The organism is Streptomyces canus, from assembly GCF_001514145.1.
Taxonomy (GTDB): domain Bacteria; phylum Actinomycetota; class Actinomycetes; order Streptomycetales; family Streptomycetaceae; genus Streptomyces; species Streptomyces canus.
In genome coordinates this window covers 1-13,390 of sequence record NZ_KQ948698.1, presented here as the reverse complement: position 1 = coordinate 13,390, position 13,390 = coordinate 1, and the positions used below count along the sequence as shown (strand labels likewise).

Annotated in this window: 10 protein-coding genes; all 10 read right to left on the bottom strand. The window is 71.6% G+C overall.

Annotated features, from left to right (window positions below):
• Window positions 1-134 precede the first annotated feature (134 nt).
• The 10 genes from AQJ46_RS50870 to AQJ46_RS50825 all read right to left on the bottom strand — a co-directional run bounded on the left by AQJ46_RS50870 (window position 135) and on the right by AQJ46_RS50825 (window position 13,268).
• Window positions 135-1,175 (bottom strand): sugar phosphate isomerase/epimerase family protein, encoded by a 1,041-nt coding sequence (locus AQJ46_RS50870; protein ID WP_059212172.1) that lies wholly within the window; start codon window positions 1,173-1,175, stop codon window positions 135-137.
• Window positions 1,176-1,276: 101 nt separating this feature from the next.
• A complete protein-coding gene (locus AQJ46_RS50865; protein ID WP_059212171.1) occupies window positions 1,277-2,674 on the bottom strand; it encodes a nucleotide pyrophosphatase/phosphodiesterase family protein in 1,398 nt (465 codons plus the stop codon).
• Window positions 2,671-3,840, bottom strand: coding sequence for a metabolite traffic protein EboE (gene eboE / locus AQJ46_RS50860; RefSeq protein ID WP_059212170.1), 1,170 nt, complete (start codon window positions 3,838-3,840; stop codon window positions 2,671-2,673). Before eboE ends, AQJ46_RS50865 begins: the two co-directional genes overlap by 4 nt.
• A 3-nt stretch (window positions 3,841-3,843) precedes the next feature.
• Window positions 3,844-4,692, bottom strand: a complete 849-nt coding sequence (locus AQJ46_RS50855; protein ID WP_199873994.1) for a TatD family hydrolase — start codon at window positions 4,690-4,692, stop codon at window positions 3,844-3,846.
• A complete protein-coding gene (locus AQJ46_RS50850) occupies window positions 4,692-5,426 on the bottom strand; it encodes an EboA domain-containing protein (protein WP_059212169.1) in 735 nt (244 codons plus the stop codon). The genes AQJ46_RS50855 and AQJ46_RS50850 overlap by 1 nt, the downstream gene beginning before the upstream one ends.
• Complete coding sequence (locus AQJ46_RS50845) at window positions 5,423-6,331, bottom strand: sugar phosphate isomerase/epimerase family protein (RefSeq protein WP_059212168.1); 909 nt, start codon at window positions 6,329-6,331, stop codon at window positions 5,423-5,425. Before AQJ46_RS50845 ends, AQJ46_RS50850 begins: the two co-directional genes overlap by 4 nt.
• 404 nt (window positions 6,332-6,735) lie before the next feature.
• Window positions 6,736-8,085: an SCO3242 family prenyltransferase gene (locus AQJ46_RS50840; RefSeq protein ID WP_225887678.1), complete on the bottom strand. Its 1,350-nt coding sequence runs from the start codon at window positions 8,083-8,085 to the stop codon at window positions 6,736-6,738.
• Window positions 8,082-9,287, bottom strand: coding sequence for an inositol-3-phosphate synthase (locus tag AQJ46_RS50835; RefSeq protein ID WP_225887677.1), 1,206 nt, complete (start codon window positions 9,285-9,287; stop codon window positions 8,082-8,084). Before AQJ46_RS50835 ends, AQJ46_RS50840 begins: the two co-directional genes overlap by 4 nt.
• Window positions 9,288-9,396: 109 nt before the next feature.
• Window positions 9,397-10,746: a ThuA domain-containing protein gene (locus AQJ46_RS50830; RefSeq protein ID WP_059212166.1), complete on the bottom strand. Its 1,350-nt coding sequence runs from the start codon at window positions 10,744-10,746 to the stop codon at window positions 9,397-9,399.
• Window positions 10,747-10,760: 14 nt separating this feature from the next.
• Window positions 10,761-13,268 carry a PQQ-dependent sugar dehydrogenase gene (locus tag AQJ46_RS50825; protein WP_059212165.1) on the bottom strand — a complete coding sequence of 836 codons (2,508 nt, stop codon included), beginning with the start codon at window positions 13,266-13,268 and terminating at the stop codon, window positions 10,761-10,763.
• Between the last annotated feature and the right edge of the window lie 122 nt (window positions 13,269-13,390).

Here is a 13,390-nt window from a genome sequence, read left to right as displayed (position 1 = left end):
CGAGGACCGCATCACCCTGCAGGCCGTCGCGGCCACCCAGGGCTGACGGTCCTCCCCGCTGCACGAACGGCGGGACCCCGACCGGCGGGGAGCGCCCCCTGCGCCCTCGGGGTCCCGCCTTCACTCGTGTGCTGTCAGCACTTCTCCCGCAGCGAGTGCAGGTACGCGCTGGAGCGGCGGGCGAACGTGAAGGACTCGGTGGGCTGGTCGTGCTCGGCCTGCCAGTGGTGGGCCAGGCGCTCGCCCCGCAGCCGGGTCACGGCGGAGATGAACTTCTGGTAGTCGATGTCTCCGTCGCCGACGTCGGTCATGCGGTAGCCGTAGGTGTTGGCCGGGTCGCTCACGCCGTCCTTGACGTGGAAGAGCGGGTAGCGGTGGGGCTGCCTGAGCACGTAGTTCAGGGGTTCGAAGGGGGCGGGGGTGCCGTCGGGCCGCTTGGAGAAGCGGAACTGTCCCGAGTACGCCCAGTAGATGTCCATCTCCAGGAACACCAGGTCGGGGTCGGTCTCCTTGAGCAGCACGTCGTAGAGACGGACCTTGGGGTTGTCGGTGGCGAAGGAGAACTCCTCCGAGTGGTTGTGCTGGTAGAACTTCATGCCGCGTGCCTTCGCCGCGGCTCCGTAGGTGTTGAACTCCTCGGCGGCGCGCTTCCACGCGTCGACGGTCGAGCCGTAGCGGAACGGTCCCGAGGCGGTGCCGATGTGCTTGAGGCCGAGCGCCTGGGCGTCGTCGAGGACCTTGGTGAGGTTCTGGGCGAAGGTGTAGGCGTTCGGGTCGTCCGAGTAGTAGCCGACGTGGCTGCCGATCGGGTTCAGGCCGTGGTCGCGTGCCAGCCGCTTGAGCTGGGCGAGGGTGATGGGTCCGGCGGAGCCCTGGGTGTAGCCGGCGAACTCGACCTCGTCGTAGCCGTACTTCTCCAGTTCGGCGAAGACGGGGGCGAAGCCGAGCGTGGAGACCTTGTCGCGGAGGCTGTAGAGCTGGATGCCGAGGCGGCCGGGGGGCAGGACGGGGCGGCCGCGGCCGGACGTCTTGTCGGCCGTGTCGGTGGCGGCGGTCGCCGGGGTCGCTGCGGCGCCCAGCAACGCGGCTGCGGTGGCGCCCGCGGCCACGCCGAGCATGCCTCGTCTGGTGAGGCGGTGGGCGAGTTCGGGGTCGGGCTGGGAGATGCGGCTCATGCCTGGGACTCCTCGGTGTCGGAGGGCGTTGTCAGTGGTGGGTGCTTCACTGGGGATCAGTCGGAAATGACCGGTCGTCGGGTGCCGTTCTTCCGGGCCGGTCAGCCGAGACCGGCGAGGTGGAGCAGGAGTGACTTCACGTCGGTGGCCGCGATGCGGTCGCCGAGGGTGTGGGGGGTGGAGCAGATGAGGAGCGGACCGTCGTCGTCGCTCTCGGGGAGGCGGCCGTGGCTGCCTCGAATAGGTGACGGGTCGAGGGGCACGACCGACATGCGATAGCGCAGGCCGAGCTTCTTGCGGGCCAGCGCGGTGGCCGCCTTGACCTTGACGTAGGGGTCGAGCGGGTCCATGAAGAGTTCGACCGGGTCGTAGCCGGGTTTGCGGTGGATCTCGACCAGCTGCGCGAAGTCGGGCGCGCGGTCGTCGTCGAGCCAGTAGTAGTACGTGAACCAGGCGTCCGGCTCCGCCACGGCGACGAGTTCGCCGGAGCGCGGATGGTCGAGGTGGTGGGCCTTCTTGCCCTCGTCGTCGAGGAGTTGCCCGATGCCGGGCAGGCCGTCGAGGGCGGCGCGGGTGGCGTCCAGGTCCTCGGGGCGGCGCACATAGACATGGGCGATCTGGTGGTCGGCGACCGCGAAGGCGCGAGACGCCATCGGGTCGAGGTACTCCATGCCGTCCTGTGTGTGCACCTCGAGGAGTCCGGCGCGGCGCAGGGCGCGGTTGATGTCGACGGGGCGGTCGGCGCGGGTGATGCCGTACTCGGACAGCGCGACGACGGTACGGCCTTCCGTGCGGGCGTCGTCCAGGAGCGGGGCCAGTGCCCTGTCCAGGTCGGCGGCGGCTTTCAGGGAGCGCGGGTCGTCAGGGCCGAAGCGCTGGAGGTCGTAGTCGAGGTGAGGGAGGTAGCAGAGCGTCAGGTCGGGATGGCGGGTGCCCATGATGTGGCGGGTCGCGTCGATGATCCACTGGCTGGAGACCAGGTCCGCGCCGGGGCCCCAGAAGTGGAAGAGGGGGAAGGTGCCGAGCTTCTGGGTGAGTTCGTCGTGCAGGTCCGGGGGCCGGGTGTAGCAGTCGGGTTCCTTGCGGCCGTCGGCGTAGTAGACCGGGCGGGGGGTGACGGTGAAGTCGGTGTCGGCGCCCATGGCATACCACCAGCAGATGTTGGCGACCGTGTAGCCGGGGTGGGCGCGCCGGGCGGCGTCCCAGAGCTTGTCGCCGGCGACCAGACCGTTGTGCTGGCGCCACAGGAGTACGTCGCCGAGCTCGCGGAAGTACCAGCCGTTGCCGACGATGCCGTGCTCCGACGGGTGGGTGCCGGTGAGGAACGTGGACTGGGCGGCGCAGGTGACGGCGGGCAGCACGGTGCCGAGCGGGGCGCGGGATCCGGACTGGGCGAGGGACTTGAGGTGGGGCATGTGGTGGAGGAGACGGGGGGTGAGGCCTACGACGTCGAGGACGAGGAGAGGGGTGGGTCCCGCCTCGTGGGGCTGGTGGCTCATGGCAGCTCCTTCAGGCCGAGGTCCGTCAGCAGGTCACGCGCGAGGGTGAGTTCGGCGGCGATGCCGTCGGCGAGCTGGGTGCGGCCGCGGGGGCGCAGTTCGGGTGGGAGGGCCTGCCAGGTGTAGGTCTCGACCTCCAGGTGGCGGGTGAGTGGGTGCGGGCCGCCGACGAGCCGGGTCAGGGCGGACTTGAGTACCGGGAGCGTGGAGGTGAGGGGTGCGGCGGGGGCCGCGTGCAGCGGGACGTGGAAGTGGGCGCGCCAGGGTGCCCCGTCGGGCAGGGCGTCGCCTGCGAGGGCCTCGCCGAGGTCGTCGGTGCCGCGGAGGCCGGCGGAGGTGCCGGTGCGGGTCTGGTGCAGGAAGCGGGGTTCGTCGAAGGCGGCGAGTGCCTCGCGGACCTCGGGGAGATGGGGGTGTTCGGCGTGCAGGGCGGCGGAGAGCTGGGACTTGACGACCGGGACGCGGGCCGCGGTGAGCGCGTCCAGGGCGGTGTGCGGGTTTTCGAAGGAGGTGGCGAGGTGGCAGGTGTCGACGCAGATGCCGATGCGTTCGTGGGCGATCGCGGTCAGCGGTGCGATGGCGTCGCCGGTGGTCTCGACGACGCAGCCGGGCTCGGGTTCGAGGCCGACGCGGATGGAGCGGCCGGTCAGCTCCTGGAGGGCGTCGAGGCGTTCGGCGAGGGTGAGCAGGGCGGTGCGGGCCTTGTCGGCGCTCCCCTCGTCGTAGGCGGTGCGCCAGGCGAGCGGCAGGGTGGAGATGCTGCCCTCGGTGACGTCGTCGGGCAGGAGTCCGGTGAGGACGCGGGCCAGGGCGGTGGTGTGGTCGAGGCGTTCGGGGTCGGCCCAGTCCGGCTTGTAGACGCGGTACTTGACCTCTTCGGCGCCGAAGCCCTCGTAGGGGAAGCCGTTGAGGGTGACGACTTCGAGGCCGCGGCGGTCGAGTTCGGTGCGCAGGTCGCGCAGCGCGGAGGGGTCGCTGACCAGGGCGTGGGCGGCGTCGCGGGCGAGCCACAGCCCGATGCCGAGGCGGTCGCGGCCGAGGCGGCGGCGGACGGGTTCGCAGTGGTCGCGGAGCTGGGCGAGGACACCGTCGAGGGTCTCGGCTGGGTGGACGTTGGTGCAGTAGGCGAGGTGGACGGTGGTGCCGTCGGGGTGGCGAAAGCGCATGGCTCACGCCCCGCCGCGGAGGATGGAGTTGCCCTCGTGGGTGGCTTCGGTGGCCGCGATGTCGAGGTTGAGCCGGCCGCTGAGTCCATAGAAGGCGACGGGGTTGCGCCACAGGACGCGGTCGACGTCGTCTTCGGTGAAGCCCTCGGCGAGCATGAGGTCCGCGACCTTGCGGGTCTTGAGGGGATCGCTGCGGCCCCAGTCGGCGGCGGAGTTCACCAGGACCTGTTCGGGGCCGTAGGAGCGCAGGATCGCGACCATCCGCTCCTCGTCCATCTTGGTGTCGGGATAGACGGAGAAGCCGAGCCAGCAGCCGCTGTCCTTGGCCTCCTTGACGGTGGTCTCGTTGAGGTGGTCGACCAGGACCCGGTCCGGCGCCAGGGCGGACTCGCGGACGACGTCGAGGGTGCGGCGCAGCCCGGCGAGCTTGTCGCGGTGCGGGGTGTGGACCAGCGCGGGCAGCTCGTGGTCGGCGGCGAGCTGGAGCTGGGCGGCGAGGGCGGTGTCCTCGGCCGGGGTCATCGAGTCGTAGCCGATCTCGCCGACGGCGACGACCTGGTCCTTGACGAGATACCTGGGGAGCTCGTCGAGGACGGGGACGCAGCGCGGGTCGTTGGCCTCCTTGGGGTTCAGGGCGAGGGTGCAGTGGTGGGCGATGCCGTACTGGGCGGCACGGAAGGGCTCCCAGCCCAGCAGGGAGTCGAAGTAGTCGAGGAAGGAGGCGGGCGAGGTGCGGGGCTGGCCGAGCCAGAAGGACGGCTCGACGACGGCGCGGACGCCGGCGGTGTGCATGGCCTGGTAGTCGTCGGTGGTCCGTGACGTCATGTGGATGTGGGGGTCGAAGATGCGCATCAGGACTCCTTGCCGTGGGTGCCTTCCGCGCCGTTCGGGCCGTGGTCGGCGGCGGGCGCGGGTGGGGTGGCCGTGGGGTCGGTCAGGGTCAGGACGCGGTGCAGGTCCTCGGGCACGGGACGGCCCGCGGCGGTGCGTTCGGCGGCGTAGTCGCCGAGCATGCGGGCGAGTTCGGCGTCCGCGTGGGCCCGTCGTTCCAGGTCCGCCACCTCGGCGACGGGTACCCCGGTGAACAGGCACTTCAGGACGGCGTGGCGCCAGTGGTGGGTGTCGAGGTGGCTGGCGGCGTAGGGGCCGACGGCGGCGGCCAGGAGCCGGGTGTCGTTGGTGCGCAGGGCGTCCTCGACGAGCGGGAGTGCCTCGGGGCCGGACACCAGATGGGGCAGGGCGTGCAGGACGGCGCGGCGTTCGGCGGCGGTGCCCTGGGCGTAGACCCGGGTCAGGGCGTCGGTGTCGGCGCGGGCCGCGTGCAGGATCAGGATGCGGACGGCGTCGGCGTGTTCGGGGCCGCAGCGCCGGCCGGCCTCGGCGAGGCGCAACTCCCACACGGAGATGGGGCCGTGGGCGCCGGGATGGGCGGCGGCCTCGTCGAGGGCCTGGTCGAGCCAGGTACGGGCGGCTTCGCCGAGGCGTTCGGAGACATGGCTGTGCAGGTCGTGCAGCGGGGTTCGGGCGAGGGTGGTGCCCTGGGGGTCCGCCTTGGAGGTTGCCTGGTGGGCGTGGGAGTGGGTCATGGGGTGCTTCCTTGTGAGAGCGCCACTGCCTGACGGAGGAACGGAAGGGAGAGTTCGGCGAAGTGGGGGCCCGCGTGGGAGTGGCGGGGCAGCTCGACGACCGTCAGCCCCTGGTAGCCGGTGTCGGCCAGCGCGGTCAGGACGGGCGGGAAGTCGATGTCGCCGTCGCCGAAGGGGAGGTGTTCGTGGACGCCCCGGCGCATGTCCTCGATCTGGACGTGCCGCAGCCAGGGGCCTGCGGCGCGTACGCACTCGGCGGGCGACAGGGGTTCGAGGCACTGGCAGTGACCGATGTCGAGGGTCAGGCCGAGGGCCGCCGGGTCATCGAGGGTGGTGCGGATGTGGTGGAAGTCGGCGAGGGTGGCGAGGAGGTGGCCCGGTTCGGGCTCGATGGCGAGGGGGATGCCTGCCGTGGTGGCGGAGTCGAGGACGGGGGTCAGTGTCTCGGCCAACCGCTTCCACGCCGTGTCCGGGTTCGTGCCCGGCGGGGTGACGCCGCTGAAGCAGTGCACGGCGTGCGCGCCGAGGTCGGCGGCGACCTGGACGGCCCGGACCAGCAGGTCGACACGGCGGGCGCGGTCGTCCGGGTCGGGGTCGAGCAGCGAGGGGCCGTGTTTGCGTCGTGGGTCGAGCACATAGCGGGCGCCCGTCTCGATGGTGACCGTCAGTCCGAGCGCGTCCAGGCGGTGCGCGAGGCGGCGGGTGCGGGCGGCCAGGTCCGGGGCGAGGGGGTCCAGATGCATGTGGTCGAGAGTCAGACCGACACCGTCGTAGCCGAGGTCGGCGAGCAGGGTGAGGGCGTCGTCGAGACGAAGGTCGGCGAGACCGTTGGTGCCATAGCCGAATCGGATCGGGGTGGGGTCGGGGGCTGGGGCGGGGCTGGGTGGAGCGAGGGGGTCGGTCATGGTGCCGTTGGGGCCAGGAGTGGGCCGGGGCCGAGCAATTGGGGCGGTCGTGTCGCCGCCGGAGCCGACAACAGGCCGGGGTGGAGCAACGGGGTCGGCCATGTCGTCGCCGGGGTCCGGAACGGGCCAAAGCCCAGCGACGGCGCCGGTCATGTCTGCGCCAGGACCTTGATGGGGTCGGATCGCACCAACACGGCCCGTCATGTCGCCGCCGGGACCCGGCACGATCCGAGGCCGAACAGCGGGGTCAGCCACGTCTGCACCACGGCCCCGAGGGGGGCGGGGCCGAGCCTCGCGGTAGGCCATGCCTGCACCGGGACCCCGACGGGGCTGAGTCGGAGCAATGGGGCGGGTCATGTCGTCGCCTGGGCCCGGCACGGTTCGGCGCGAAGGAAGGGGGTCGGTCATGTGACGCTCACCTTCCTCGCGAAGCGTCCGGCCAGGGGGGCGAGGGCGGTGGTGAGGAGAGCCGTGACGGTCGCGCCCTTCGCGCCCGAGCGGGCGGTGAGGGCGGCCTGGAGGGGGATCGTGGCTCGGATGCCGGCGGTGACGGCTCGTTGGGTGAGCGGGGGTGAGGGGTTGAGGGTGGCGTGGAGGTAAGGGCGGGCGGTAGTGGCCGCGTAGGCGGCGGCGAGGGCGAGGCGCAGGGCCGCGTGGGTGTCGAGGGGTTCGGGGCTGCGGCCGGGCGCGGATATGTGATCGCCGGTCTGGCGCGGGGGGTGTGACAGCCGGGACTTGGCTGCGGCGCCCAGGTCCGCCAGGTCCGTCAGTCGGCGCGATCCGGGACCGCGGCAGCTTCCGTCGCTCTGGTCCGTTGCGCGCGAACGCTGTCGGATCACCGTCCGCGTCAGTGCGGCAGTCGCGGCGAGCGCTGCGAACGGGGCCAGGGGTGAGCCGCCCTGAGCTTCGCGGCGGGACACGGTGGTGACGGCGAGGGTGTGAGCGCCGAGCAGGACGGCGGAGGGCAGAGCCTGGCGGATGCCGAGGAGAGCAGCCGACCGCAGGGTCGTACGGGCGCCAAGGTCAGCAGCGGAGGTCAGGGACCGGCGGATGCCGTCCACGGCGCCGGGAACGGTTGCCGCCCCCGAGGCCACCCGAGGCTCGTCGGCGACGGGCGTAGCCCACTCGCGGCACGCACCGACCTTCCGGCCCACGCCGTCCACGCCGGCCCCCGCTGTCGCCGCCGCACCGAGCAGCAGGTCCAGCCCTCGTGCCGTCGCCATGGCGACCGGTCCTGCCGGGGTGTTCTTCAGGGCGAGGTCGTACGCCCAGACCGTGGCCGCGAGGGGGACCGCGACCGTGAGGGCGGGGCGGCCCGCGCAGGCCGCCAGGGAGAGGCCCGCGCCGGTGAGGGCGCAGGCCGCGCCGAGGGCTGCCGCGGGGCGGATACGACCGGAAGGGAGGGGGCGGTGAGGGCGTTCCACGGCGTCCACGTCACGGTCGGCCCAGTCGTTGAGGGCCATGCCGGCCTCGTAGAGACAGAGGGAGGAGGCGATCGCGAGGAGAGTCCGGGAAGTGGGGCGTGCGGAGACTGCCGCCGCTCCGGCCAGGGCATCGCCGGGGACGGTGAACAGGGCGGGCAGGCGCAGGAGTTCGGCCCAGGCGTGGGCGCGGTCGGGGCCGCCGGTGTGCGTACGGTTCCGTGGTGCGGTGAGTGGTGAAGGCTCCTTGAGCGGGGGCGTGGTGGGGGTCGATGTCGTCCCGCCCACGCCCTTGGACAGGGGCTCCGGTGCCACGGCTCTGCTCGCCCTCACCACTGCTCCCCCGAACGACCGGCCGGCTCGGCGGAGGGGCCACCACGGTCGACCGAACTCGAGGCGCCGCCACCGCCCCCGGAGTCCTCCTCCCGTAGCCGCTCCGCGAACCCCACCAGCCGCGCGTACTGCTCCCCCAGCCCCGCGGGCCCCTCCCCCACCGGGTCCTTGAAGTAGAAGCCGAGTTCGCTCAGCGGGCCGGACAGGCCCCTCTCGTGTGCGCGAGCGGTCAGACGGGCCAGGTCGAGCACGAGAGGTGCGGCCAGGGCGGAGTCGCAGCCCTGCCAGGTGGTCTGGAGGACCATGCGGGTGCCGAGGAAGCCGTCGAAGGCGATGTGGTCCCAGGCGGTCTTCCAGTCGCCGAGGGCCGGGACGTCGTCGATGTGGACCTCGCCCTCCGGTGTGGTGCCGAGGGTGTCGGCCAGGACGCGCTCCTTACCGGCGTTCTTCGCCGCGGCGGCCGACGGGTCCGCGAGGGAGGCTCCGTCGCCGCCGCCGAGGAGATTGGTGCCGGACCAGGCCCGGACCGTCAGGGCACGTTGGGTGAACATCGGGCCCAGGACGGACCGGAGCAGGGTCTGCCCGGTCTTGCCGTCGCGGCCCGCGAACGGCAGGCCCGAGGACTCGGCCTGCCGCCTCAGCGAAGGGTGGTGCAGGCCGGTCGAGGGGGTGAAGTTCACATAGGCGCAGCCCGCGTGCAGGGCTGCCGCCGCGTACAGGGAGCTCGGAGGCAGGGCGTCGCCGGTGGGTGCGGGCTCGGTGGAGGCCACGTTCACCACTACCGCGCGCGTCAGCCGACACCGTCGTACGAAGGACCGTATGTCCGCGGCGAAGGCGGCGATCAGGTCCTCCTCGGACCTCGTGTCGCCGGGGAGGGGTCCGCCGGGCCTGATCTCCCGTTCAGCGGCGGCGAGTTCGGCGCTGACCGCTGTCGGGAGGCCGTGGGGCAGGACGCCGCCCGCCGCCAGGGCCTCCGCCCGTTTGGGCAAGGGGCAGTCCAGCGTGTCGTGGCCGCCGAAGACCAGGGAGGACAAGGCGGGCAGACCGCTTTCGGTGAAGGGTGGTGTCTCGGTGAGCAGGCCCGTCGGCGGATGCAGGCCCGCCGTCATGGCGGCGCAGCCCGCGACGACCGTCGTGGCGACGGAACCGCGGGCCCCGATCAGCCAGACGCCGACGCGCGGTACGGAATCGGACGCGGACATGGCAGCCTCCTTGCCGAACACATGGGTGCGCAGACCCTGCGACGAAGGGATGGACGACGAAGGGGTGAAGACGGCGGGCGGGAGTCCGGCGTCCCCCGCCCGCCGCCGCTCAATCGCCCTTGACGAGCAGTTCCTTGATCCGGATGTCGCGGAACGACACCTGGTCGTCGGCTCCGTGGTTCTGGATGCCGACATGCCCGTCACGCAGGCTCCGGGCCGGATCGGTGTTGGTGAAATCGTTGATCTTCACGCCGTTGAGCCAGACGCGGAGGCGTTCGCCCTCCACGCGGATCTCGTACGTGTTCCACTCCCCCGGCGGGTTCAGCGCACGGTCGCGCTTCTTGAGGTCGGCGGAGCGGAAGCCGTAGACGGACCCTGTGGTCTTCTCGGGCACGTCGGTGGCGTCGATCTGGATCTCGTAGCCGTTGTCCACGGCGGACCAGGGGTCGTCCGAGGGCGGGAAGCCCACGAACACACCCGAGTTGTCGTCACCGGAAGCGCTCGCCATCTTCCAGTCGAGCTTCAGGGAGTACGACCCGAAGCCCTGCCCGGAACCGGCGTACCAGAGCATCCCCATACCGCCGGACGAGGTGAGCGTGCCGTCGTCGGACCGCGTGAAGGAGCCCGGACCCGCCTGTTTCCAGGCGCCCAGTGACTCGGCCGTGCCGTCGAAGAGCGGACGGTAGCCGTTCTCAGCCCGGCAGTCGGCCTTGGCGTCGCCGATCGCATAGCGGATGCCGCCCAGCACATGGCCGCGGAACGCCGGGTCCGCGTACGACTCCTTCGTGTGGCCGAGGCCGGTGTAGAAGGCACGGCCGCCCTGGTAGTCCTGGCACCAGGCGATCGGATGGTCGCCGTTCATGGTGCCGCCGGCATACGACGACTCGTCGAGCGAGGCGAGGACGTGGGCCCGATCGCGGGGATTGGAGCGGTAGTTGTACCACTCGTCGGTCCGGTTCCACGTCGGAGGCAGCCCCGACATGGACGGGTGGGCCCGGTCCTCGGCCACCACCGTGGCCGGCTGGATCGCCGGGTGCGACTGGAAGTAGGCGCCGGCGAGGCCGCCATAGAACGCCCAGTCGTACTCGGTGTCGGCGGCCGCGTGGATACCGACGTATCCTCCGCCCTGCCGGATGTAGCCCTCGAAGGCCCGCTGTTGGGTGGGGTCGAGGACGTCTCCGGTGGTGGAGAGGAACACGACCGCGTCGTACCGGCGCAGGTTTTTCGGGGTGAACGCGTTCGCGTCCTCGGTGGCGTCGACCGTGAAGCCGCCGGTCTCACCGAGCTGCTTCACCGCGGCGACTCCTTCGGGGATGGAGTCGTGCCGGAAGCCGGCCGTCTTGGAGAAGACCAGCACCCGTTCGGCGTCAGCGGAGTGCGACGCGGCGGGTTCGGACACGCAGCCGAGGAGCAGGGCGGCTCCCGCAACCGCCGTCGTCCATCGTCCAGTTGTGTTCATTCGAGCCCCTCCTCTCAGGCGGTCGTGAAGGTGAAGTCGTCCACGTCGAACAGGGCGCCGGTGCCACTCCCCTTGAAGACCAGGTAGAGCGTGGTGGTGCCCCTGGGCGGGCGGGACAGGTTGGCGGTGACGTCCTGGAAGGTCTCCCAGCCGCCGGTCACCGGTACGGCCGCCTTGCCGAGCAGGGTGCCGGTCGCGGATCCCGCGCGGATCTCGAGGGTGCCGCCGGTGCCGCCCGAGGAGACGCGTGCGGTCAGTGACTTGGCGTTGCTCAGGACGTACGGCGTGAAGGCGATCCAGTCGCCGTTGTTGATGTCGCCGACCGTGTTGCCGCCGTGTGCCGTGTCCTTGGCGATGACCGAGACGCCGGAGCCGTTGCCGAAGTGCTCGGCCTGGCGGTGCCTGGGCTGCAGGACGCTCTGGTCGTGGCTGGTCAGCGGGGCCTGGCCGCCGCCACCGTTGTCGGTGTACTCGGCGTCCATCACGCCGAAGATGTTGGCGTCCTCGTCGTGACCTCCGTCGGCGCTGGTCTGGATGGTGCCGGTGCAGCCGTTGGCGGAGGTCACGGGGTGGCCGTGGCTGTCGTGGCCGAGGACGAAGGTGACCTCGACCTTGGTGCAGTCGATGGACCGGCCGTCCTCGGGGTCACTCACCCGCACCTTGAACGGGATCGCGTCACCGAAGCTGAACAGCCGGCCGTCCTGCGGGAGTTCGAGCGTCACCTTGGGCGCGGTGTTCCCGACGACGATCTGCACGCTGGCGCTGCCGGTGCGGCCGCTCGTGTCCTTCGCGGTCAGGGTCGCCGTGTAGGTGCCGTTCTTCTTGTACGTGTGGGTCGGGTTCGCCGCCGTGGACGTGGCGCCGTCGCCGAAGGTCCAGCTGTACGTGAGGGCGTCGCCGTCCTGGTCGCTGGTCCCCTCGGAGGAGAACCGCACCCTCAGGGGCGCCTGCCCGGATGTACGGTCGGCCGCTGCCTGGGCGACCGGGGAGTGGCCGTCGGTGGCGTTCTCGATGCGGTACAGGGCGGAGTTCTCGTCGCCGCCGAACCAGGAGACGCCGTAGTCGAGGACGTACAGCGCGCCGTCGGGACCGAAGGCCATGTCCATCACCTGGGTGCCGGTCCACGGGATGTCGTTGATCGACTGGACGGTGCCGTTGTCGTCGCTGGTGATGCGCTTGATCCAGCGGCGGCCGAACTCCCCGGCGAAGAAGTCGCCGTCGTAGGCCTCGGGGAACTTCACGGGTGAGTCGAGCGCGGGGTCGTAGTGGTAGACCGGGCCGCCCATCGGGGACTCGGAGCCGGTGCCGAACTCGGGTACGGATCCGTTGTCGTAGGGGATCCAGGCGGCCTGCGCCGGGGGAAGGTCGGTGAGGCCGGTGTTGTGCGGGGAGTTGTTCTTCGGGGCGGAGCAGTCGAAGGCGGCGCCCGAGGTGCCGGTCGCGAAGTCGTAGTCGACGTAGGCGTCGTTGTCGCCCGTGCAGTACGGCCAGCCGAAGTTGCCGGGGCCGGTCACGCGCGCGAACTCGACCTGGCCGGCGGGGCCTCGGGCCGGGTCGGCGGCGCCGGCGTCGGGGCCGTAGTCGCCGACGTACACGGTCCCCGTCTGCTTGTCGACGCTGAAGCGGAACGGGTTGCGGAAGCCCATGGCGTAGATCTCGGGCCGGGTCCTGTCCGTGCCGGGCGCGAAGAGGTTGCCGTCGGGGATGGCGTAGGAGCCGTCGGCGTTGACCTTGATGCGCAGGATCTTGCCGCGCAGGTCGTTGGTGTTGCCGGCGGTGCGCTGGGCGTCGAAGGCCGGGTTGCGGTTGGCGCGTTCGTCGATGGGCGTGAACCCGTCGGACTGGAAGGGGTTGGAGTCGTCGCCCGTCGACAGGTAGAGGTTGCCGGCCGCGTCGAAGTCGATGTCGCCGCCGACGTGGCAGCAGATGCCGCGGGTGGCGGGGATGTCGATGATCTTCGTCTCGCTGGTGGCGTCGAGAGTGCCGTCGGTCTTCAGGACGAACCGGGAGAGCCGGTTGACGCCGTCGAAGGGCGCGAAGTCGGCCGCGGTGCCCGTCTCGGGGGCGTCGCCCGCCGGGGTGTTCAACGGAGGTGCGTAGTACAGGTAGATGAAGCGGTTGGTGGTGAACTGCGGGTCCACGCCGACGCCTTGGAGGCCTTCCTCGTCGTGGGAGTAGACGTCGAGCTTGCCGGCGAGCCGGGTGGTGCCGGCCGCGTCGGTGATGCGGAGTTCGCCGTCGCGGGAGGTGTGCAGGACCGAGCGGTCCGGGAGGACGGCGAGCGACATGGGCTCCCCGACCTCCGGCTCGCCCTTGGCGAGGGTGACCTGCTGGAAGTCCTCGGCGGCGGCCTGGGCGGCTCCCGGCTCGGCGACGGCTGCGCCTGCCTGGGGAGCGGCGAGGGTGAGGGAGGCGCCGGCCAGCAGGAAGCCGGTGAGCAGGGCCGCCGCTCTGCGCCAGGGGGCGCGTCGTCTGTGGGTCTCGATTCTGTCGGGTGAGGTGGTGCGGTCTTTCCCGTGCACGGATGCCTCCAGAAAGGGGCCGGTCGTACGGGTGGGTGCGGGTGCGCCGGGATGCGCCGTCATCCCGGAACTGACCAGTGCGGCTTAGTCGTTGCCCCCGAACGCCGCGTCGAAGGAGGCCG